22 protein-coding genes are annotated in these 20,201 nt (G+C 72.1%); 7 read left to right on the forward strand and 15 right to left on the reverse strand.

What is annotated here, in order from left to right; translation table 11 throughout:
* Window positions 1-8 precede the first annotated feature (8 nt).
* The 7 genes from ACIQAC_RS20485 to argH form a co-directional block, all read right to left on the reverse strand.
* The gene (locus tag ACIQAC_RS20485) at window positions 9-917 is read right to left on the reverse strand and encodes a DUF58 domain-containing protein (RefSeq protein WP_402193044.1); all 909 of its coding nucleotides are present in this window, start codon (window positions 915-917) and stop codon (window positions 9-11) included.
* Window positions 914-1,894 (reverse strand): AAA family ATPase, encoded by a 981-nt coding sequence (locus ACIQAC_RS20490; protein ID WP_402193045.1) that lies wholly within the window; start codon window positions 1,892-1,894, stop codon window positions 914-916. The genes ACIQAC_RS20485 and ACIQAC_RS20490 overlap by 4 nt, the downstream gene beginning before the upstream one ends.
* The gene (locus tag ACIQAC_RS20495) at window positions 1,891-2,133 is read right to left on the reverse strand and encodes a hypothetical protein (protein WP_402193046.1); all 243 of its coding nucleotides are present in this window, start codon (window positions 2,131-2,133) and stop codon (window positions 1,891-1,893) included. The genes ACIQAC_RS20490 and ACIQAC_RS20495 overlap by 4 nt, the downstream gene beginning before the upstream one ends.
* A gap of 239 nt (window positions 2,134-2,372) precedes the next feature.
* Window positions 2,373-3,911, reverse strand: a complete 1,539-nt coding sequence (locus tag ACIQAC_RS20500) for an MFS transporter (RefSeq protein ID WP_402193047.1) — start codon at window positions 3,909-3,911, stop codon at window positions 2,373-2,375.
* Window positions 3,908-4,459, reverse strand: coding sequence for a TetR/AcrR family transcriptional regulator (locus tag ACIQAC_RS20505; protein WP_402193048.1), 552 nt, complete (start codon window positions 4,457-4,459; stop codon window positions 3,908-3,910). The genes ACIQAC_RS20500 and ACIQAC_RS20505 overlap by 4 nt, the downstream gene beginning before the upstream one ends.
* A gap of 78 nt (window positions 4,460-4,537) precedes the next feature.
* Window positions 4,538-5,509 (reverse strand): aldo/keto reductase, encoded by a 972-nt coding sequence (locus ACIQAC_RS20510; protein ID WP_402193049.1) that lies wholly within the window; start codon window positions 5,507-5,509, stop codon window positions 4,538-4,540.
* A gap of 150 nt (window positions 5,510-5,659) precedes the next feature.
* Window positions 5,660-7,087 carry an argininosuccinate lyase gene (gene argH / locus ACIQAC_RS20515; protein WP_402193050.1) on the reverse strand — a complete coding sequence of 476 codons (1,428 nt, stop codon included), beginning with the start codon at window positions 7,085-7,087 and terminating at the stop codon, window positions 5,660-5,662.
* Between the two features lie 157 nt (window positions 7,088-7,244).
* On the opposite strand from argH, the gene ACIQAC_RS20520 reads away from it, so the two are divergent.
* The 4 genes from ACIQAC_RS20520 to ACIQAC_RS20535 all read left to right on the forward strand — a co-directional run bounded on the left by ACIQAC_RS20520 (window position 7,245) and on the right by ACIQAC_RS20535 (window position 11,031).
* A complete protein-coding gene (locus tag ACIQAC_RS20520) occupies window positions 7,245-7,952 on the forward strand; it encodes a L,D-transpeptidase (protein ID WP_402193051.1) in 708 nt (235 codons plus the stop codon).
* 76 nt (window positions 7,953-8,028) lie between these two features.
* Complete coding sequence (locus ACIQAC_RS20525; RefSeq protein WP_402193052.1) at window positions 8,029-9,411, forward strand: ferric reductase-like transmembrane domain-containing protein; 1,383 nt, start codon at window positions 8,029-8,031, stop codon at window positions 9,409-9,411.
* 29 nt (window positions 9,412-9,440) lie between these two features.
* Window positions 9,441-10,235 carry an FMN-binding protein gene (locus ACIQAC_RS20530; protein ID WP_402193053.1) on the forward strand — a complete coding sequence of 265 codons (795 nt, stop codon included), beginning with the start codon at window positions 9,441-9,443 and terminating at the stop codon, window positions 10,233-10,235.
* Complete coding sequence (locus ACIQAC_RS20535; RefSeq protein WP_402193054.1) at window positions 10,228-11,031, forward strand: FAD:protein FMN transferase; 804 nt, start codon at window positions 10,228-10,230, stop codon at window positions 11,029-11,031. Before ACIQAC_RS20530 ends, ACIQAC_RS20535 begins: the two co-directional genes overlap by 8 nt.
* 397 nt (window positions 11,032-11,428) lie before the next feature.
* On the opposite strand, the gene ACIQAC_RS20540 is transcribed toward ACIQAC_RS20535, so the two are convergent.
* The 5 genes from ACIQAC_RS20540 to argC all read right to left on the reverse strand — a co-directional run bounded on the left by ACIQAC_RS20540 (window position 11,429) and on the right by argC (window position 16,363).
* Complete coding sequence (locus ACIQAC_RS20540) at window positions 11,429-11,968, reverse strand: arginine repressor (protein WP_402193055.1); 540 nt, start codon at window positions 11,966-11,968, stop codon at window positions 11,429-11,431.
* Between the two features lie 7 nt (window positions 11,969-11,975).
* Complete coding sequence (locus ACIQAC_RS20545; protein ID WP_402193057.1) at window positions 11,976-13,172, reverse strand: acetylornithine transaminase; 1,197 nt, start codon at window positions 13,170-13,172, stop codon at window positions 11,976-11,978.
* Window positions 13,169-14,071 (reverse strand): acetylglutamate kinase, encoded by a 903-nt coding sequence (argB, locus tag ACIQAC_RS20550; RefSeq protein ID WP_402193059.1) that lies wholly within the window; start codon window positions 14,069-14,071, stop codon window positions 13,169-13,171. The genes ACIQAC_RS20545 and argB overlap by 4 nt, the downstream gene beginning before the upstream one ends.
* A complete protein-coding gene (gene argJ / locus ACIQAC_RS20555) occupies window positions 14,068-15,246 on the reverse strand; it encodes a bifunctional glutamate N-acetyltransferase/amino-acid acetyltransferase ArgJ (RefSeq protein ID WP_402193060.1) in 1,179 nt (392 codons plus the stop codon). Before argJ ends, argB begins: the two co-directional genes overlap by 4 nt.
* 88 nt (window positions 15,247-15,334) lie before the next feature.
* Entirely contained in the window at window positions 15,335-16,363 is a 1,029-nt protein-coding gene (argC, locus tag ACIQAC_RS20560; RefSeq protein WP_402193062.1) for an N-acetyl-gamma-glutamyl-phosphate reductase, read from the reverse strand.
* 93 nt (window positions 16,364-16,456) lie between these two features.
* Between argC and ACIQAC_RS20565 the strand changes: the two genes are divergently transcribed.
* From ACIQAC_RS20565 to ACIQAC_RS20575, 3 genes are all read left to right on the forward strand, one after another.
* The gene (locus ACIQAC_RS20565) at window positions 16,457-17,197 is read left to right on the forward strand and encodes a VOC family protein (protein WP_402193063.1); all 741 of its coding nucleotides are present in this window, start codon (window positions 16,457-16,459) and stop codon (window positions 17,195-17,197) included.
* A gap of 297 nt (window positions 17,198-17,494) precedes the next feature.
* Window positions 17,495-17,860 (forward strand): iron chaperone, encoded by a 366-nt coding sequence (locus ACIQAC_RS20570; protein WP_402193064.1) that lies wholly within the window; start codon window positions 17,495-17,497, stop codon window positions 17,858-17,860.
* 59 nt (window positions 17,861-17,919) lie between these two features.
* Window positions 17,920-18,402: a DUF6314 family protein gene (locus ACIQAC_RS20575; protein ID WP_402193066.1), complete on the forward strand. Its 483-nt coding sequence runs from the start codon at window positions 17,920-17,922 to the stop codon at window positions 18,400-18,402.
* Here ACIQAC_RS20575 and ACIQAC_RS20580 read toward each other — a convergent pair.
* From ACIQAC_RS20580 to ACIQAC_RS20590, 3 genes are all read right to left on the reverse strand, one after another.
* On the reverse strand, window positions 18,354-18,794 hold the full coding sequence (locus tag ACIQAC_RS20580) for a hypothetical protein (RefSeq protein WP_402193067.1): 441 nt from the start codon (window positions 18,792-18,794) through the stop codon (window positions 18,354-18,356). The genes ACIQAC_RS20575 and ACIQAC_RS20580 overlap by 49 nt on opposite strands.
* Window positions 18,795-18,992: 198 nt before the next feature.
* Window positions 18,993-19,583, reverse strand: coding sequence for a histidine phosphatase family protein (locus ACIQAC_RS20585; protein WP_402193068.1), 591 nt, complete (start codon window positions 19,581-19,583; stop codon window positions 18,993-18,995).
* 165 nt (window positions 19,584-19,748) lie between these two features.
* A complete protein-coding gene (locus tag ACIQAC_RS20590; protein ID WP_402193070.1) occupies window positions 19,749-20,201 on the reverse strand; it encodes a GNAT family N-acetyltransferase in 453 nt (150 codons plus the stop codon).

Below are 20,201 nucleotides of genomic sequence, written 5' to 3' on the forward strand. Positions count from 1 at the left end.
GGCCGGTGTCACGCGGCGCCGCCGCCCCGGCGCCGCTGTGCCTCGACGTACCGGGCGACGTCACGCACCCAGTCCCGGTCGGTGCGGAGCCTGAGGTGGGCGGCGCCGGCGCGGCGTATGGACTGTTTGATCAGGGCCCGCTGTTCCAGGGCGGCTTCGGCGTAGCGTTCGCGCAGTCGCCGGGTGTGGGTGGGGACTTCGCGGCGGCGGCCGGTCTCGGGGTCGACGAGGGTGAGCAGTCCGACGTCGGGGAGTTCCAGTTCGCGCGGGTCCACGGTCTCGACGGCGAGGATCTGGTGGCGGCGGGCGGCGACGCGCAGCGGCTGCTCCCAGCCGGTCTCCAGGAAGTCGGAGATCACCGCGACCATTCCTCTGGCGGGCAGGTCGCGCAGGGCGTGCACGGCCTCGCCGAGGGTGTGGTCGGGGATGCCGGCCGCGACCCGGGGCCGGTCGAGGGCGGCGCGCAGGATCGCCAGGAGGTGGTGCCGGCCGGCGCGGGGCGGGATGCGGCGGATGCCGTCCGGGCCGGTGATCTGGGCGCCGAGCCGGTTCCCGGCGCGTTCGGTGAGGAAGGCGACGGCGGCCGCGGCGCCCACCGCGAGATCCCGCTTCTCCATCCGTGCGGTGCCGAAGTCCATGCTGGCGGAGGCGTCGAGGACGATCCAGGTGGTGAGTTCGCGGTCGGCGAGGGTGCGGCGGACGTGCGGGACCGTGGTGCGGGCGGTGGCGTTCCAGTCCATCCGGCGGACGTCGTCGCCGATGACGTACGGTCGCGTCTCCGAGACCTCGCTGCCGGGTCCGGGGAGGAGGGACGTGTGGTCCCCCTGGAGCAGTCCGTCGGGGCGACGGGTGAAGAGCAGCTCCAGGTGTTTCAGGGCCTGTTCGGGGGAGAGCTCCCGCAGGCTCGGGGTGCTCATGCGGCGGTCTCCTCGGCGGCCTGGCGGGGGCTGATGCGGGGCTGCTCGACGGCGGCGAGGACCTCGTCGACGATCTGGCCGGCGGTGATGCCGTCGGCGAGCGCGTCGAAGGAGAGCACCAGCCGGTGGGCGATCACCTCGTGGGTGAGGTCGTGCATGTCCTCCGGCAGGACGTAGCCGCGGCCGCGCAGCAGGGCGAGCGCGCGGGCGGCGGCGACCAGGCCGAGGGTGGCGCGCGGTCCGGCGCCGTGGGCCACCCGGCTGCCGGGTCCGGCGAGTTCACGGGTGGCGACGACGAGCCGTACGGCGTACTCGGCGACCGCGTGGTGTACGAACACGTCGTCGGCGGAGCGCTGGAGTGTGGTGAGCGTGTCCGGGGTGAGGACGCGGCGCGGGCGCGGTGGGTCGACGCTCATCCGGTAGAGGATGGCGAGTTCCTCGGACTCGCTGGGCGCGGCGACGTCGACCTTCATCAGGAAGCGGTCGCGCTGGGCCTCGGGCAGCTGGTAGACGCCCTCGGACTCGATGGGGTTCTGGGTGGCGAGGACGAGGAAGGGTTCGGGGACGCGCAGGGTGGTGCCGCCGATGGACACCTGGTGCTCGCCCATGACCTCCAGGAGCGCCGACTGGACCTTCGCGGGGGCGCGGTTGATCTCGTCGGCGAGGACCACGTTGGCCATCACCGGGCCGGGTTCGATGTCGAAGGTCTCCCGCGACGGCCGGTAGATGCGGGTGCCGGTGATGTCGGAGGGGACCAGGTCGGGGGTGAACTGGAGCCGGGCGAAGTGTCCGCCGGCCACGTGGGCGAGGGTTTTGGCGGCCAGGGTCTTGGCGACGCCGGGGACGCCTTCCAGGAGGACGTGGCCGCGGGCCAGGACCGCGGTGAACATCCGTTCCACCATGCGGTCCTGGCCGACGATGACGCGCTTCACCTCGAAGAGGGCCTCTTCGAGGAGTTTCGCCTCGGGGGCGGTCACAGTGACGAGGCCGGGACGTCGGCCGACGGTTCGCCGGAGCCGCCGTTCTTCCAGGGGCAGTCCTCGTCGGCCGCGGTGCCGGTGCCGGTGTTGTCGGCGGTGCCGCCCTCTTCGACGATGTAGCTGATGCGCTCGCGGGTGGGGTTGTCGCCGTCCGCGGCCAGCGCGACGCCGCCGGTGGTGAGGCCGGCGGCGAGTGCGGCGGTTGCGAGGGCCAGGTTTCGGGTGCGGCGTGTCATGGTCGGTGACTCCTTCGCCCGGGTGGCTGGGTGGGGTACGGAGTCAGACCATCAGGTGGATGCGAAAAGGGACTTAAAGCGGAGGGGGTGGCTCTCTATCCATGCCGGTTGTCGCGTGCGGGTGGTGGGGGGCTGGTCGCGCCCGCGCGGCGGAGCCGCATGTCGATACGGGCCGCGCCCCTAAAACCCGTTTTCGGCTGACCGTCGCGGGTGGTTGCTCGCGCCGTTCCCCGCGCCCCTTAAGTGCTGGGTTGCTGCTCGGTGTCTTCCAAACGGCTGTCTCTCAGGAGGAACCAGGCTGCCGCTGAGGCGGTCAGGAGGACTGCTGCTCCTGTGCCCGCCGCCAGGGTGAGGCCGTCCGTGAAGGACTGGCGGGCCGCGTCCAGCATGGTCTCGGCCGTCTGTGCGGGCAGCGCGCCCGCCGCCTCCACCGCGCCGCCGAGGGACTCGTGGGCCGCCTCCGGGGTGCCCGGCGGGGCGGGGAAGCCGCGGTAGACGCCGGTGACGATGGAGCCGAGGAGGGCGATACCGAGGGCCGCGCCGAGTTCGTAGGCCGTCTCGGAGACCGCGGATGCCGCGCCCGCCTGGTCCTTCGGGACCGTGGCGAGGATGACGTCCGCCGTGACCGTGAACGAGAAGCCGGCGCCGATGCCGACGACCAGCAGGGCCGCGCCGAGCAGCGGGTAGCCGGTGGACTGGCCGATGAGGGTCAGCGCGGCCAGGGCGATACCTACCGCGGCCAGGCCGCCGGAGACCACGGTCCGTACCGAGAAGCGGCGGGCCGCGCGGCCGGCGATCAGACCGGCCGCCACCGCGCCCACGGCGGCGGGCAGTTCGGCGAGACCGGCCTCGAACGGCCGCCTGCCCTGCACGAGTTGCAGATACTGCGACAGGAAGAACACCAGGCCGGACAGGCCGAAGATGGTCAGCAGGTCGGCGAGGACCGCGCCGCTGAAGCCGCGGTTGCGGAACAGCCGCATGTCCAGCAGCGGCGACGGCAGGGTGAGCTGACGGCGTACGAACCCGTAGAGCGCCCCGGCGCCGAGCAGACCCGCCGCCAGCGTGGCCCACGCGAACCCGTGGCTGGCCGCCTCCTTGATGGCGTAGACCACGCCGATCATGCCGACGAGGGACAGCAGGACACTGGTCGTGTCCCAGGGGCCGGGCTTCGGATTGCGGGACTCGGGCAGCATCCTGATGCCGACGAGGACCAGGACCGCCATCACGGGCAGGTTGATCAGGAAGACCGAGCCCCACCAGAAGTGCTCCAGCAGGAAACCGCCCATGATCGGGCCGATCGCCGTGCCCGCGGAGGCCGTGGCGCCCCAGATGCCGATGGCGAGGCTGCGCTCGCGCGGGTCGTGGAAGATGTTGCGGATCAGGGCGAGCGTGGCCGGCATCAGCGTGGCGCCCGCGACGCCGAGCAGGGCCCTGGCGACGATCAGCAGTTCCGGGGTCGTCGCGTAGGCGTTGAGCACGGAGACCGCGCCGAAAGCCGTGGCGCCGATCAGCAGGATGCGCTTGCGGCCGATGCGGTCGCCGAGGCTGCCCATGGAGACCAGCAGACCGGCGATGACGAACGAGTAGACGTCACCTATCCACAGCAGCTGGGTGCCGGAGGGCTTGAGGTCCTCACTGATGTACGGGGTCGCGAGGCCGAGGACGGTCGCGTCGACGGCCACCAGCAGTACGGCGAGCACGAGGACGGAGAGCGCCAGCCAGCGTCCGGGGCGCTTCACCGCCTCGTCCGAGTGCGCCGACCGCAGGGTGCTGCTCATGGTTCCTCTCTCCGTAGTGCGCCGCCGAGCAACAGCTCGACGATCATGAACTGGAAGTCCTTCGCGGCGACCCTGCCGTCCAGTACGGCCCAGGCGGCAGCGCCGAAGAGGCCGTAGAGCGCCTCGGTGAGCCACGCCGGGGTCAGGTCGATCCGGAACTCGCCGCTGTCCTGTCCGCGGCGGAACAGCGCGGACATACGGGCGTCGAGCCGTTCCCAGCCGGCGTTGCGCTCCTCGCCCTCGAACAGCTGGTTCTCGGTGTAGAGGAACGCGAGGAGGCCGGCGGAGGGCTCCACCTCCCGGACCAGCCGGCGTACGGCGTCGCTCGCGGTGCCGTCGTCGAGGCGGGCGCGGTCCAGCGCGCCCTCGCACTCGGCGATGCCGAGCGCCTCCAGCGCCCGTACTAGGGCGTCGCGCCCGGCGAACTGGCGGTGCAGGGTGGCCCGGCTGATGCCGGCGGCCTTCGCGACCTCGTCCATGGTCGCGGTGGATTTGTGGGTGAGCAGGGCCGCGGCGCTGCGCAGCACGTGGTCACGATCGACAGCCATGAGACAACCATAACCCGAATGAGACACCACTGTCTCATTCAGGGCATGGGTGGATCAAGGAAGGGGGTGCGGGGTTCGTCAGTGCCAGGGCAGTGCGGCGCGCTCGCGCCAGTACTCCCGCGGGTCCTCGACCAGCGTGGCCAGGCGGGTCAGCTGGTCCTCGTCGAGGTCCACGACGGCCGCGTGCAGGTTGGCGGCGAGCTGGGTGACGGTCGCGGCGCCGGACAGGACCACGCCGGCCCAGGGCTCGCGCAGGACCAGGCCCAGCGCGACCGCGTCCGCGCCGAGGGCCGTCTCCCGGGCCACGGCCTTCAGCAGGTCCGGCGCGTGCGGCTCCGCGAGCCTGCCGTTGGCCATGCCCTCCTTGACGATCACCGTCAGGCCGGCGTCATGGGCCTCCGCGAGTGCGGGGCCGGCCGAGGTCTCCAGGGCGTTGTACGTCGACTGGACGGTACGGAAGAGGGGCTCGCCGTCGACGGTGACGCCGAGGGCGGCCCGGATGGCGTCGGCCTGGGCGGGGCCGCTGGTCGAGAAGCCGACGGTGACGCCCGCCGCTGCGGCTTCCGCCAGTTCGGCGTGCAGGGCCTTGTCCGTGAGGGCCGGGCTCTCCGGGGTCACGGAGTGGATCTGGTAGAGGTCGAGACGGTCGCCGAGCAGCTCGGCGGACTCGCGGCGCTGGCGTTCGTATGCGGCGAGGCCGTGGTCCTTGACCTCGTGTCGCTCGGCGTCGGTGGTCCAGTCGGCGGTGTAGGTGTAGCCCCACTTGCTGCCGACGACCACGTCGTCGATGTGGGGGTTGGCCGTGAGCCAGCCGGCGAGGAACTCCTCGGAGCGGCCGTAGGAGCGGGCCGCGTCGAAGTAGCGGACGCCCTGGGCGTAGGCGGCGTCGAGGAGTTCGTGGGTGCGGGTGCGGAGCGCTTCGGCGCTGCGGTCGTCTCCGAGGTCCGTCTCGCGGCCGAGGTTGATGTAGCCGGGGCGACCTACTGCGGCGAGGCCCAGGCCGATGTGGCAGGTGGGGGTTGTCGCTGTGGCCAGTCGGGCGAAGGGCATCGCGGGCTCCGTGGGGGTCGGCTCCGGTACGGTTCCTTACCAACGTAGCCCGCGGTGACCTTCGCTTCGGGAGCTCGGGTGGGTGCGGTGGTCTGGCGGGCGCGGGTGCGTCGTGGCTCGTCGCGCGGTTCCCCGCGCCCCTGAAAGCCTCTACCGCTTCGCCGTTGACCAAGCGTGCTGTGCCTCCACGTCCTGCTTCACCTCTGCCAGTTGGACCGCCACCGCGCTGGGGGCCGTGCCGCCCCGGGCGTTGCGGGAGGCGAGGGCGCCGGGGACGTTGAGGACGGTGCGGACCTCGGGGGTGAGGTGGGCGGAGATCTTCGCGAACTGTTCGTCCGTGAGGCCGTCCAGCTCCTTGCCCTCGGCCTCGGCGGCCTTCACGCACTCGCCGGCCACCTCGTGCGCCACCCGGAACGGGACGCCCTGCTTGACCAGCCACTCCGCGATGTCCGTCGCGAGGGAGAAGCCGGCCGGGGCCAGTTCCTCCATACGCTCCCGGTGCACGGTGAGCGTGGCCATCATGCCGGTGAACGCGGGGAGCAGGACCTCCAGTTGGTCGATGGAGTCGAAGACCGGCTCCTTGTCCTCCTGGAGGTCGCGGTTGTAGGCGAGGGGCAGCGCCTTGAGCGTGGCCATCAGGCCCGTCAGGTTGCCGATCAGGCGACCGGACTTGCCGCGCGCCAGCTCCGCGATGTCCGGGTTCTTCTTCTGCGGCATGATCGAGGAGCCGGTGGAGAAGGCGTCGTGCAGGGTGACGAAGGAGAACTCCTTCGTGTTCCAGATGATGACCTCCTCGGCGATCCGGGAGAGGTTCACACCGATCATCGCGGTGATGAAGGCGAACTCGGCGACGAAGTCGCGCGAGGCCGTGCCGTCGATGGAGTTGCCGACGCTGCCGTGCTCGAAGCCGAGGTCCTTGGCGACCGCCTCCGGGTCCAGACCGAGGGAGGAGCCGGCGAGGGCGCCCGAGCCGTACGGGGAGACCGCCGTGCGCTCGTCCCACTGGCGCAGCCGCTCCGCGTCCCGGGACAGGGACTGGACGTGCGCCAGGACGTGGTGGGCGAACAGCACCGGCTGGGCGTGCTGGAGGTGGGTGCGGCCGGGCATCGCCACGTCCGGGTGGGCCTCCGCGAGGCCGATCAGCGCGTCCTGGAGGTCGGCGATCAGGCCGCCGACCGTGCGGGCGTGGTCGCGGAGGTACATACGGAAGAGCGTGGCGACCTGGTCGTTGCGGGAGCGGCCGGCGCGCAGCTTGCCGCCGAGGTCGGGGCCGAGGCGTTCCAGCAGGCCGCGTTCCAGGGCGGTGTGGACGTCCTCGTCGGCGATCGTGCCGACGAACGAGCCGTCCGCCACGTCGGCCGCGAGCCGGTCGAGCCCGGCGGTCATCCGGGTCAGCTCGTCGTCGTCGAGCAGCCCCGCCTTGTGCAGCACACGCGCATGGGCACGCGAACCGGCGATGTCGTACGGCGCGAGCCGCCAGTCGAAGTGGACGGAGGCGGACAGCTTCGCCAGCGCCTCGGCGGGACCGTCGGCGAAACGGGCGCCCCAGAGCCGAACGTCACCACTGCTGCTGCTCACTTGCGTTGCTCCTCATGGCTGTCGTTGCGTCTACGGTACCCACCGGCCTGCCTGCATGATTATGCAGAGGTCCGTATGATTCGTCAATTCGGGGCCATCCCGCCGATCGGCTCAGCGTGCCCTGCCGCCGGCGCCGGGTCGCCCTAGCGTCGACGGCATGCGTACCGCTCTCGCCGCCGCCGTCGCCCTGCTGACCTCCGCCGCACTGCTCGGCGCCTCTCCCGTCGAAGCCGGTCCGGCTCCGCTGCCCGACCGGATGGCCGACACCGGCGGCGGGGACCAGTTGATCACCGCCGTGGCGCCGGACACGGGCTCGACCACGGGGACCGTGACCTGGTGGGACCGGCGCGGCGGGCGCTGGAGGAAGGCGGGCTCGGCACCCGCCCGGTTCGGCGCGCGCGGGCTCGTGGAGGGCCGGTCCCGCAAACAGGGCACCAACACCACACCCACCGGGCTGTACGACCTGCCGTACGCGTTCGGCATCAAGGCGGCGCCGCGTGGGACGACGTACCCCTATCGGCCGGTGCGGAAGTCGTCCTGGTGGTGTCAGGACAACGCGTCGAAGGCCTACAACCGCTGGAGCGACCCGCGCGCCGCCGACTGCCGGGCCGGACAGGCGGAGCACCTGGTCACCTATCCCGTGCAGTACGCGCACGCGCTCGTCGTCGGCTTCAACTACGACAAGCCGGTGCGCGGGCGCGGCGCGGGGATCTTCCTGCACGTCAACGGCAGCGGTCCGACCGCCGGTTGTACGTCGGTGCCGGAGAAAGCCATGCGCACCCTGCTGACCTGGGTGAATCCGGCGGCACGCCCGCACATCGCGGTCGGTACGGAACGCGGCGCCACTGCCGTCACCCGGTACTGAACGCATCGCCCACCCCACACGTATCTCTGGGCCAAGGGACTACGACACATCCGTTGCCCCCGTCCCCGGAGGAATCGTGACCAGCACGCTCGCAGGTGGCCGCGCCGCCCGGCGTCAGACCATGCGCCGCATCCGCCCGCGCCGCTCCCCCGCCGTCCCCCTGCTGCTCGCGGTGTGGGCCGGCGCCGCCGCCGTGCTGTGGCTGTGGTGGAACAACACGCCGTCGGTCGGCGACACCACGAGCCGGATCATCAACGCGGGCCGTATCACCGGACTGCTCGCGGGCTATCTGATGGCGCTGGTGGTGCTTCAGATGGCCCGCGTGCCCGCGTTGGAACGACGGGTCGGCTCGGACCGGGTGGCGCGCTGGCACGCGATGACCGGCCGGTACACGCTCTGCCTGGTCGTCGCCCACGTCTTCCTCATCATGTGGGGCTACGCGCTCCAGGCCGGCAAGACCCTCGGCGACATCGTCCAGCAGACCATCGACTCCGTGAACCAGCTGCCCGACATGGGCAAGGCCGCCGTCGGCACCGCCCTGCTGGTGGTCATCGGTCTGGTCTCGATCGGCCCGGTGCGCCGCCGGATGCCGTACGACACCTGGTACCACGTGCACCTGATGACGTACGCGGCGGTGTTCCTGACGTTCTGGCACCAGATCTCCGCCGGCAACGACTTCGCCGTCGAGCCGATCGCGAAGACCTTCTGGTACGGGCTGTACGGGGTGGTCACCGCGCTGGTGGTCTGGTTCCGCATCATCACGCCGATCCGGCTCAACCTGCGTCACCGGATGCGGGTCGAGGCGGTCATCGAGGAGACGCCGGGCATCGTGTCGGTGCTGATCAGCGGGCGCAAGCTGCACCGGATGGGCGCGGAGGCCGGGCACTTCTTCCGCTGGCGGTTCCTGGCGCCCGGCATGCGCTTCAGCTCGCACCCGTACTCCCTGTCGGCGGCGCCGCGGCCCGGTCTGCTGCGCATCACGGTGAAGGCGATCGGCGACCACAGCGCCGGGCTGCGCCGGCTGGAGCCCGGCACCCGCGTGTGGGCCGAGGGCCCGTACGGCGCGCTGACCGCGTCCCGGCGCAGCCGCGGCAAGGTGCTGCTGGTGGCCGGCGGGGTCGGCATCACCCCGATGCGGGCGCTGTTCGAGACGCTGCCCGGCGCGGCCGGTGACATCACCCTTCTCTACCGGGCCAACTCCACGCAGGACCTGGCCCTGTGGGACGAGCTGGCCGCCATCGCCGACGAGCGCGGGGCGCGGCTGATGTACGCGGTCAACGGCCCCGACGGCGCCCGCCCGGACATCTCCGCGGAGTCCCTGCAACGGAAGATCGGCGACATCGACCGGCACGACGTCTTCCTGTGCGGGCCGCCCGGATTCGCCCAGTCCGTGTACGAGTCACTGCGCGGCGCGGGGGTCCCCGCCCGCCGTATCCATCACGAGTCGTTCGAGATGTGAGCGACGGGTCACCAGGAGACCGGCAAACCATGAAGAAGAGTCACCCCGTTCGGCGTGCCGTGCTCGCCACCGCCGCCACCGTGTCCGGCGTTGTGCTGCTGCTGTCGCTGAAGCCCGGGTCCGACCCCGGCGCCGCGGCGGCCGGCGCCCAACCGCCCGTGTCCGCGCAGGAGTCGGCGCAGGGCGGCGCCCAGCCGGCCGGCACCACCACGGTCACCGGCGAACCCGCCCAGACGCAGTACGGTCCGGTGCAGGTCCGCCTGACCGTCACCAACGGAAAGATCACCAAGGCCGAGACGGTGCAGGCGCCCAGTGGCGGCCAGAGCACGCAGGTCACCGGGAACGCCGTGCCGAAGCTCAACCAGGCGGCGGTCGCGGCGGGCAGCGCGCAGATCGACGCGGTGTCGGGCGCCACGTACACCAGCGCCGGGTACAAGGAGTCGCTCCAGTCGGCGATCGACCAAGTGCCCGCCGGTGGCGGGGACGCCGGTCAGGACCCGGGCAACGCGCAGGCGGGCGGCGAGCAGCCGCCGGCCGCGGGGGACGCGCAGCCGCAGGTGCTCACGGGCGCCGCCGCGGACACCCAGTACGGCCCGGTCCAGGTGCGTATCACCCTCGCCGACGGAAAGATCACCGAGGCGGAGACCGTGCAGGCGCCCAGTGGCGGCCAGAGCACGCAGGTCACCGGGAACGCCGTGCCGAAGCTCAACGCGGCGGCCGTGGCGGCGAGCAGCGCGCAGATCGACGCCGTGTCCGGCGCCACGTACACCAGCGCCGGGTACAAGCAGTCGCTCCAGTCGGCCCTGGACCAGGCCGGTGGCTGAACCGGTGACCGAACCCGCGCCCGCGCCCGCCGTCACCCGGCACGCGGAGGAGGTGATGGGCACCGTGTTCTCCCTCGACGTGCGCGGGGGCGCGCCGGACGCCGTGCAGGCCGCGGTGCGGGAGGTGGTCGCGGGTCTGCACCGGGTCGACGCGGTGTTCAGCACCTACCGCGAGGACAGCCAGGTGTCACGGCTGGGCCGGGGGGAGTTGAGCGTCGAGGAGTGCGATCCGGAGGTCGCGGAGGTGCTGCGGCTCGGCGCGGAGGCGGAGCGGGTCAGCGAGGGCTGGTTCGACACGTCGTACGAGGGGCGGCTCGACCCGACCGGGATCGTGAAGGGGTGGGCCGTGGAGCGGGCCGCGTTGCGGCTGATGTCGGTCGCGGGGGTGAGCGGGGTGAGTGTCAACGGCGGGGGTGACGTGCAGTTGCTCGGCGTGCCCGCGGTCGGCCGGGCGTGGCGGGTGGGGGTGTCGGATCCGTTGCGGCCCGGGGGGCTGGCCGCGGTGATCTCGGCGGCGGGTGAGGAGGAGCTGGCCGTCGCCACGTCCGGGACGGCGGAGCGGGGGGCGCACATCGTGGATCCGCGTACCGGGAAGTCGGCGGTGACGGATCTGGTGGCGGTGACGGTGGTGGGGGCTCGGCTTACCTGGGCGGACTGCTGGGCGACGGCCGCGTTCGCGATGGGGTCCCGTGAGGGGCTCGCCTGGCTGGAGGCGCTACCGGGTGTGGAGGCGCTCCTGATCACCGCGGGCGACGAGGTCCGCTGCACCGGGGGGTTGGCGGCCCGCCTGGGCTGACGCCGGGTGCCCGCGGCGCGTCGAGGTGGGCGTCGGTGTGTCCGCCGGGCGACGCTGCGGATGCCGTACCGGCGTTGCGCAGCCCGGCGCGACGGGGTGCCGCCACGCCCACCCGTGCCGCCCTGCGGCACGCCTGCCCGCAGCGGCGGGGCTTTGAGGGGCGCGGGGAACTGCGCGACCGGCCACCACCGGAGCCGCACCCGGTGACGCACCAGCCCGCCCACAGCGGCGGGGGCTTTCAGGGGCGCGGGGAACTGCGCGACCGGCCACCACCGGAGCCGCACCCGGTCACATACCAGCCCGCCCGCGGCGGCGGGGCTTTCAGGGGCGCGGGGAACTGCGCGATCAGCCACCACCGGGCCCGCGCCCGACGACGTACCGCCGCCCGCGCAGCGGCTCAGTGGCCGTTCTGGGCCAGGCGGAGGAGGTGGTCCGCGAGTGCCTGCCCCCCGTCCGGGCGCCGGCTGATGAGCAGCAGCGTGTCGTCACCGGCGATCGTGCCGAGGATGTCATGGAGCTCGGCCTGATCGATGGCCGACGCCAAGAACTGCGCGGCACCTGGCGGCGTACGCAGGACCACAAGATTCGCCGAAGCCTCCGCGGAGATCAACAGCTCCGCCGACAGCCTCCGCATCCGCTCCTCCTTCGCCGACTCCCCCAGCGGAGCCCGGGGCGTCCGGAACCCCCCCTCACTGGGCACGGCGTAGATCAGATCCCCGTCGTTGTTGCGGATCTTCACCGCGTTCAGCTCGTCCAGGTCCCGGGAGAGCGTCGCCTGAGTGACGGTCAGCCCGTCGTCGGCGAGGAGCTTCGCCAACTGGCTCTGGGACCGGACCGGTTGCCGGTTGAGGATGTCCACGATCCGGCGGTGGCGGGCGGTGCGGGTCTGCGGCACGGCGGGCCCGTGAGGGTGCTCGTGATCCTGTGCCTGACTCATCGTCGTCTCATTCTCCCGCTCGTCCGTCCCCGTAAGCTGCGTCGAGGATGCCGGGAAGGGCCTGGAGCAGCGCCGCCACGTCGTCGTCGCCGAGGTTCAGCGCCGGCATCAGCCGTACGACGTCGGGAGCGGGCGCGTTCACCAGGAACCCGGCGTCCTGAGCCGCCTGCTGCACCTGGGGCGCGAGCGGCCTGGTGAGCACGATACCCAGCAGCAGGCCCGCACCCCGGACATGAGCGACCAGCGGATGGCCGAGCGACTCGATTCCGTCGCGCAACCTCTCGCTCTGCTGCTTGACGTTCTCCAGCAGGCCCTCGTTCGCGAGGGTGTCGACGACGGCGAGTCCGGCGGCACACGCGACCGGGTTGCCGCCGAAGGTGGTGCCGTGGTGGCCGGGCTGGAGCAGTTCGGCGGCGCGCCCGAAGGCGACGGTCGCGCCCAGCGGCAGCCCGCCGCCGAGCCCCTTGGCGAGTGTGACGACGTCCGGGAGGACACCCTCGTGGGCCTGGTACTCGAACCAGTGCCCGGTACGGCCGATGCCGGTCTGCACCTCGTCGAGCACCAGCAGACTGCCGGTGGCGGCGGTGATCGCGCGGGCGGCCTTGAGATAGCCGGGCGGCGGTACGACCACCCCGTTCTCGCCCTGGATCGGTTCGATGACGACCAGGGCCGTCTCGTCGGTGACCGCGGCGGCCAGCGCCTGCGGGTCGCCGTACGGGACGTGGGTGACGTCGCCGACCAGCGGGCGGAACGGTTCCTGCTTGGCGGGCTGCCCGGTGAGCGCGAGGGCGCCCATGGTGCGGCCGTGGAAACCGCCGTCGGTGGCGACCATGTGGGTCCGGCCGGTCAGCCGGCCGATCTTGATCGCGCCCTCGTTGGCCTCGGCGCCGGAGTTGCAGAAGTAGACCTTGCCGTCCCGGCCGAAGAGTTCGAGGAGCCGTTCGGCGAGCGTGACGGGCGGCTCGGCGACGAAGAGGTTGGAGACATGGCCGAGTGAGGCGATCTGCCGGGACACCGCCTCGACGACCGCCGGGTGGGCGTGGCCGAGCGCGTTGACCGCGATACCGCCGACGAAGTCGACGTACTCCCGGCCGTCGGCGTCCCACAGACGGGTGCCGGCGCCGCGGACGAGGGGCAGCCGCGGGGTGCCGTAGTTGTTCATGAGCGCGCCCTGCCAGCGGGCGGTCAGTTCCTCGTTGCTCACGGCTCCCCCTGTCCGTCCGGCACGACCATCGTGCCGATGCCCTCGTCGGTGAAGATCTCCAGCAGGATCGAGTGCTGCACCCGGCCGTCGATGACCCGGGCGGTGGTGACGCCGTTGCGCACGGCGTGCAGGCAGCCCTCCATCTTGGGGACCATGCCGGAGGACAACTCCGGCAGCAGCTTCTCCAGTTGGCGTGCGGTCAGCCGGCTGATGACCTCGTCGCTGTTGGGCCAGTCCTCGTAGAGGCCCTCGACGTCGGTGAGGACCATGAGGGTCTCGGCGCCCAGCGCAGCAGCGAGTGCCGCAGCCGCCGTATCAGCATTGACGTTGTAGACATGTCCGTCGTCCTGGGAGCGGGCGATCGAGGAGACGACCGGGATGCGGCCGTCGGCGAGCAGTGCCTCGATCGCGCCCGTGTCGATCGCGGTGATCTCGCCGACCCGCCCGATGTCGACGAGTTCGCCGTCGACGCGGGGCTGGTGCTTGGTGGCGGTCATGGTGTGCGCGTCCTCGCCGGTCAGTCCGACGGCGAGTGGTCCGTGCCGGTTGAGCAGCCCGACCAGTTCGCGCTGCACCTGGCCGGCCAGCACCATCCGTACGACGTCCATGGCGTCCTCGGTGGTGACGCGCAGGCCCGCCTTGAACTCGCTGACGATGCCGTGCCGGTCGAGGGCCGCGCTGATCTGCGGGCCGCCGCCGTGCACGACGACCGGCTTGAGGCCGGCGTGCCGCAGGAACACGACGTCCTGGGCGAAGGCCGTCTTCAGCTCGTCGTTCACCATGGCGTTGCCGCCGAACTTGATGACGACGGTCTTGCCGTGGTGCCGGGTCAGCCAGGGCAGCGCCTCGATGAGGATCTGCGCCTTGGGCAGCGCGGTGTGCTTGCGGGTGGCGCTCATGAGGCGTACGCGCTGTTCTCGTGGACGTAGTCGGCTGTGAGGTCGTTGGTCCAGATCGTGGCGGTCTCGGTGCCGGCGGCGAGGTCGGCGACGATGTGCACCTCGCGGTAGCGCATGTCGACCTTGTCGCGGTCCTCGCCGACCCCGCCGTTCTTGCAGACCCAGACGCCGTTGATGGCGACGTTCAGCCGGTCCGGCTCGAAGGCGGCGGACGTGGTGCCGATGGCGCTCAGGACGCGGCCCCAGTTGGGGTCCTCGCCGTGGACGGCGCACTTGAGGAGGTTGTTGCGGGCGATGGAGCGGCCCACCTCGACGGCGTCGTCCTCGGTCGCCGCGTTGACGACCTCGACCCTGATGTCCTTGCTCGCGCCCTCGGCGTCCCGGATCAGCTGCTGTCCGAGGTCGTCGCAGACGGTCCGTACGGCCTCGGCGAACTCCGTGTACTCCGGGGTGACTTGGGAGGCGCCGGAGGCGAGCAGCAGCACGGTGTCGTTGGTGGACATGCAGCCGTCGGAGTCGACGCGGTCGAAAGTGGTGCGGGTGGCGGCCCGAAGCGCCCGGTCGAGCACCTCGCTGTCGAGGTCGGCGTCGGTGGTGAGGACGACCAGCATCGTGGCGAGGCCGGGGGCGAGCATGCCGGCGCCCTTGGCCATACCGCCGACGGTCCAGCCGTCCTGGGTGACGACGGACGTCTTGTGGACGGTGTCGGTGGTCTTGATGGCGATGGCGGCCTTCTCGCCGCCGTGCGGGGTGAGTTGGGCGACCGCCTTGTCGACGCCGCGCAGCAGCCTGTCCATCGGGAGCAGCACGCCGATCAGGCCGGTGGAGCAGACGGCGACGTGACCGGGCGAGTGGCCGCCCGTCTCGTCGAGTCCGGCTGAGTTGAGCGACTCGGCGGTCTTCTCGGCCGTCGCATGAGTGTCCTGGAAGCCCTTCGGACCCGTACAGGCGTTGGCGCCACCGGAGTTGAGGATCACGGCGGACACCTGGCCGCCCTTGAGTACCTGCTCGGACCAGAGCACGGGCGCCGCCTTCACCCGGTTGGAGGTGAAGACGCCCGCGGCGGCGAGGCGGGGCCCGGTGTTGACCACGAGGGCCAGGTCCGGGTTGCCGTTCTCCTTGATCCCGGCGGCGACCCCGGCCGCCGTGAATCCCTGTGCTGCCGTGACACTCACTGCGTCTCCTTGTTCGCTTCTCCGCCCGTGCAGCGCAGAGGTGCGGCATTCGTCGTCGGCTGCGGCCCGGTGGCTGCACGCGCGTCGCTCACGGTGCGACTCCGATCGTGGAAAGCCCCGTGGTCTCGGCGAGGCCGAGGGCGAGGTTCATGCTCTGGAGGGCACCGCCCGCGGTGCCCTTGGTCAGGTTGTCGATGGCGCTGATCGCGATGATGCGTCCCACGGCCTCGTCGTACGCGACCTGCACCTGAACGGCGTTGGAACCGTAGATGGACGCGGTGACCGGCCACTGCCCCTCGGGGAGCAGCTGGACGAACGGCTCGTCGGCGTACGCCTTCTCGTAGACGGCGCGCAGCGACTCGGCGGTGACGCCGGGGCGGGCCTTGGCGCTGCATGTGGCGAGGATGCCGCGGGGCATCGGGGCGAGGGTCGGGGTGAACGAGACGGCGACCCGCTCGCCGGCGGCGGCGCTGAGGTTCTGGATCATCTCGGGGGTGTGCCGGTGGACGCCGCCGACGCCGTACGGCGACATGGAGCCCATGACCTCGGAGCCGAGCAGATGCGGCTTGGGCGACTTGCCCGCGCCGGAGGTACCGGAGGCGGCGACGATCAGCGCCTCGGGCTCGGCCAGGGCGGCGGCGTAGGCCGGGTACAGGGCGAGGGAGACGGCGGTGGGGTAGCAACCGGGTACCGCGATGCGCCTGGACCCCTCCAGCGCGGCGCGGGCACCCGGCAGTTCGGGGAGGCCGTAGGGCCAGGTCCCGGCGTGTGCGGAACCGTAGTATCGCTCCCAGTCGGCGGCGTCCCGGAGCCGGAAGTCGGCGCCCATGTCGACGACGAGGACGTCGGGTCCCAGCTGTTCGGCGACGGCGGCGGACTGTCCGTGCGGCAGGGCGAGGAAGACGACGTCGTGCCCGGCGAGCACCTCGGCGCTGGTCTCCTGGAGCACCCGGTCGGCCAGCGGCAGCAGATGCGGCTGGAGCGCACCGAGCCGCTGCCCGGCGTTGGAGTTGCCGGTCAGAGCGCCGATCTCGACCTCGGGGTGGGTGAGGAGCAGCCGCAGCAGCTCTCCGCCCGCGTAACCGCTCGCTCCGGCCACCGCCGCGCGTACCGTCATGGAACCCTCCTCATGGATGGCATGACTATACGTTCCGCCGCACTTTTATGCAATCAATGATCCGTCGGCCGGTGCCCGCATAGGATCGCCGCCATGGCGCTGCGTCCCGTTCAGGTCAACATCAAGGCTCTCGACCACTCGGCGGTCGGCCGGTTCTGGGCGGAGGCGCTCGGGTGGGGTGTCGCCGGTGACGGGGCGACGACGACCGCCGTCCAGCCCGCGGGCTTCGACTGGCTGGACCCGGACTCCCTCGCCCTCGACGTCATCGCGGTCCCGGACGGCAGGACGGCGGCGAAGAACCGGGTGCACATCGATCTCGCCACGACCTCCGCGGCCCATCGGGCGGAGCTGGTCGCCCGGCTGCGGGCGCTCGGTGCGACGCCCGTCGACGTGGGTCAGCGCGATGTGCCGTGGACGGTCCTCGCCGACCCGGAGGGCAACGAGTTCTGCGTGCTGGAACCCCGGGAGGTGTACAGGGACACCGGGCCGATCGCCGCCGTGGTGGTCGACTGCGCGGATCCGCGGGCGATGGCCCGGTTCTGGGACGCGGCCGTGGACTGGACCCTGCACGAGGTGAGCGACGAGCACGCGGTGCTCCGCTCCGACCGGGGCGTCGGACCGTATCTGGAGCTGCTCCGCGTGCCCGGCGGCAAAACCGCGCCGGACCGTGTCCATCTCGACCTGGTGCCGCGGGCCGGTGACGACAAGGCGGCCGAGGTGGCTCGGCTCAGGGCCCTCGGCGCCACCGATCTCGACGTCGGCCAGGGCGACGTTCCGTGGACGTGTCTGTCCGACCCGGAGGGCCACGAGTTCTGCGTCCTCGCCCGGCCCTGAGAAGGCCGTACCGGCACCGGGTGTCGCAACCGTCGGCTTGTGCGGATCGCCGAAGAGGCCCTCGTCCCGGCCGACCCGCAGCGGACCTGGCGGCCGGTGACCGAGGGGCCGGACTTCCGGCACGCCCCAGGACGCCGGAACGCTCGTCCGGGTCACCGAGACCGGCACCCCGGAGGACGCCGAGACCAGTGCCCTGGCCTGGTGCGACGCCCTCTCCCTGCTCTCCGAGCCGGCCCAGCGGGCCCGAGTCCCGGCACAACCGGGTCCCGGCCGGCGGTCCCCCGTTAGGCTCGCCGCATGGTGCAGAGCACGGCAGCGACGGTCGACGCGTATCTCGACGAGGCGCAGGAGGCGCAGCGCGACGCGCTGACGCGGCTGCGCGCGCTGTGCCGGGCCGAGCTGACGGGGTTCCGCGAGGTGATGGCGTACGGCATGCCCGTGTACGAGCGGGACGGCACCGGCGAGATCGCCTTCGCCGGGCAGAAGCAGTACGTCGCGTTCTATCTGATGCGCGGCGATGTGCGTGACGCCTTCGAGGCGCGGCTCGCCGGGCACGACATGGGCAAGGGCTGTCTGCGGTTCCGCCGGCCCGACCGGATCGACTACGACCTCGTGCGCGACCTGCTCAGGGCGACCGCGACCGCCCCCGGCCCCGTCTGCTGACACCCGGACCGCACAATGGCGGGGGCGGGGGCTCGAGGACGGACGGAGAGCGGTGCCGCGTGGGCGACTTGTGGCCGGTGCCGGAGGTGCTGGCGTATCTGGCCGGGGACTGGCGGGTCGAGCGGGTGGTGCGCGATCTCGGCGGCGGTGACGAGGGCCGGTTCACGGGGACCACGTCCTTCGAGACGCTGGACGGGGGCGGGCTGCTGCACCACGAGTCGGGCACGTTCGTCTGGCGCGGCGAGCCCCGGCGGGCCGAGCGGACGCTGCGGTTCCTGCCGGGCGCCGCGCCGGGCACGGCGGACGTACGGTTCGCGGACGGCCGCCCCTTCCATGACCTGGACCTGACGTCGGGACGGCACATCGCCGACCACCCCTGCTCGGCCGACCTCTACCGCGGCGAGTTCACCGTCACCGACGAGAACCACTGGCGCACGGTCTGGCGGGTGGGCGGCCCCGCGAAGGACCTGCTGCTCGTGACCGACTACGAACGTCAGGTCCGCTTGCGGCTCGCGATCTCGTCGGAGAGCTGCTGCACCTGAGCGGGGTCCGCGTCCCGGGCGAGGGCGACGCAGTGGTCCATGACGGCCGGCCGGTAGCGCACGGGCATCGTCTGTCCCTGGGCGAGTCGGGTGAGCTCGGTGATCGTGAGGCCCTCGTCCGCGATACCGCGGAACGAGATGCCGTCGACGGTCTCCACGTCGAACAGCATGACCACGCGTGGATTGCTGTTGACCTCCCGCCAGTCGACGAGAACGCCGAGCGCGAGCGCCCCCGTGCGCAGTTCCGCATTGCGCTTCCTTGCGTCACCGTTCAGGAGGGGGTTCGGGGCGATGCCCGGGAAGTCCGGCCCGACGCCGAGCGCTTCCCGACTCAGGTCGGGCCTGACCCGCGCCATCATCTCGATGCTCTTCTTCCTCGAACCGAACAACATCCCGACCCCTCCCTCACACCGGTGCCGGAATCCCGGCCCGGCGCTTCGCCTGGACCCGCGATTCTACGGCGTGGCCATTCCCGGCCTCCGTGGCATCGCCCCGCCTCGATGAGGTCGCCCTCCGCGGTCGCGGACGGCCCCGGTCGGCGCACCTGTCTGCCGGACGAGCCGGCCAAGTGATCATTTGTCAGCCACGCCCTAGATCGCCGAGCGGGCCGGGGACGCGTCGAAGCGGAGGTTCCAGCGGCCCGAGTGACCGGTGACGGTGGTCGTCGACAGGGGGCGGACGTCCAGGTTCCAGTACGTCGTCGGCGGGGCCTTGAGCGCGTAGACGAGGGCCGCGCGGATCACCGACGGCTCGGCGACGGCGACGATGCGGACGCCGTCCTCCACGGGCCGGGTGTCCAGCCAGCCGCCGACCCGGAGGATGAAGGTGATCAGGGACTCGCCGCCGTGCGGTGTGCTGCGCGGATCGGAGAGCCAGGCGTCGACCGCCTCGGGCTCGCGCGCCATCGCCTCGCCCAGCGTCAGCCCGCGCCAGCGGCCCATGTCGCAGTCCCGCAGGGCCGGTTGGACCAGCGGGGCGTAGCCGAGGGCGTCGCCGGTCGCGCGGCTGCGCGGGGTCGGTGAGCAGTAGCGCAGCTCGGCCGCCGCGAGGGGCACCAGGTCGCGGGCGACGCGCTGCACCTCGTCCCAGCCCGCGTGGTCGAGCGGCCGATCGTCCTCGAAGGCCTCGGCGAGCAGGGGGGAGCTGCGGGCGGCGGCGACGAAGGTGACCCGAAGTGCCATGCGGGGATCGTGTGCCTGGAATGTGCCCAGGTCAAGGTCCGGCGCCTATGAGCTACCGAGGGTACGCAAGGCCTTACTGGAAGGTCAGGACCAGGCCGACAAGAACCGCAAAACGGCCCACCGGCCGGAAGCCGCCAATGGCCGGTTCCGTGAGCCGCCCGCCGCTCAGAAGGTCAGCACCATCCACTGTTCCGGCTTCGCCAGCGCCTCGAACCCCACCCGCTCGTACACCTCGTGGGCGTCGTGCGTCGCCAGCAGGACCCGGCGCACGCCGTACGGCCGCAGCTCCTCGCGTACCGCCGCCACCAGCGCCGTGCCGATGCCCTTGCCGCGCACGCCGGGGTCGACGTACACGTCGCACAGCCAGGCGAAGGTCGCCCCGTCGGTGACGACCCGCGCGTAGGCGACCTGGTCGCCCGTCGCCGTGTTGTACACCCCGAAGTTGAGGGATCCCGCGATGGCGCGGTCCTGGGTCTCGCGGGGCCGTCCGATCGCCCAGTAGGCATCGGTGGACAGCCAGTGGTGGACGCGTCCGGCGTCGACGCGGTCGCGGTCGGTGGAGATCTCGTAGCCCTCGGCGAGGCCGGCGGCGGCGGTGGAGTCGGTGGAGTCGGTCAT

It is taken from the genome of Streptomyces sp. NPDC088387 (assembly GCF_044753385.1).
Taxonomy (GTDB): Bacteria; Actinomycetota; Actinomycetes; order Streptomycetales; family Streptomycetaceae; genus Streptomyces.

What these genes read in the sequence shown, in the direction of transcription:
- ACIQAC_RS20485 (WP_402193044.1), bottom strand. Translation starts at nt 917, where the DNA reads ATGAGCACCCCGAGCCTGCGGGAGCTCTCCCCCGAACAGGCCCTGAAA.
- ACIQAC_RS20495 (WP_402193046.1), bottom strand. Translation starts at nt 2,133, where the DNA reads ATGACACGCCGCACCCGAAACCTGGCCCTCGCAACCGCCGCACTCGCC.
- ACIQAC_RS20500 (WP_402193047.1), bottom strand. Translation starts at nt 3,911, where the DNA reads ATGAGCAGCACCCTGCGGTCGGCGCACTCGGACGAGGCGGTGAAGCGC.
- ACIQAC_RS20505 (WP_402193048.1), bottom strand. Translation starts at nt 4,459, where the DNA reads ATGGCTGTCGATCGTGACCACGTGCTGCGCAGCGCCGCGGCCCTGCTC.
- ACIQAC_RS20510 (WP_402193049.1), bottom strand. Translation starts at nt 5,509, where the DNA reads ATGCCCTTCGCCCGACTGGCCACAGCGACAACCCCCACCTGCCACATC.
- ACIQAC_RS20520 (WP_402193051.1), top strand. Translation starts at nt 7,245, where the DNA reads ATGCGTACCGCTCTCGCCGCCGCCGTCGCCCTGCTGACCTCCGCCGCA.
- ACIQAC_RS20530 (WP_402193053.1), top strand. Translation starts at nt 9,441, where the DNA reads ATGAAGAAGAGTCACCCCGTTCGGCGTGCCGTGCTCGCCACCGCCGCC.
- ACIQAC_RS20540 (WP_402193055.1), bottom strand. Translation starts at nt 11,968, where the DNA reads ATGAGTCAGGCACAGGATCACGAGCACCCTCACGGGCCCGCCGTGCCG.
- argB (WP_402193059.1), bottom strand. Translation starts at nt 14,071, where the DNA reads ATGAGCGCCACCCGCAAGCACACCGCGCTGCCCAAGGCGCAGATCCTC.
- argC (WP_402193062.1), bottom strand. Translation starts at nt 16,363, where the DNA reads ATGACGGTACGCGCGGCGGTGGCCGGAGCGAGCGGTTACGCGGGCGGA.
- ACIQAC_RS20565 (WP_402193063.1), top strand. Translation starts at nt 16,457, where the DNA reads ATGGCGCTGCGTCCCGTTCAGGTCAACATCAAGGCTCTCGACCACTCG.
- ACIQAC_RS20570 (WP_402193064.1), top strand. Translation starts at nt 17,495, where the DNA reads ATGGTGCAGAGCACGGCAGCGACGGTCGACGCGTATCTCGACGAGGCG.
- ACIQAC_RS20580 (WP_402193067.1), bottom strand. Translation starts at nt 18,794, where the DNA reads ATGTTGTTCGGTTCGAGGAAGAAGAGCATCGAGATGATGGCGCGGGTC.
- ACIQAC_RS20585 (WP_402193068.1), bottom strand. Translation starts at nt 19,583, where the DNA reads ATGGCACTTCGGGTCACCTTCGTCGCCGCCGCCCGCAGCTCCCCCCTG.
- ACIQAC_RS20590 (WP_402193070.1), bottom strand. Translation starts at nt 20,201, where the DNA reads ATGACCGACTCCACCGACTCCACCGCCGCCGCCGGCCTCGCCGAGGGC.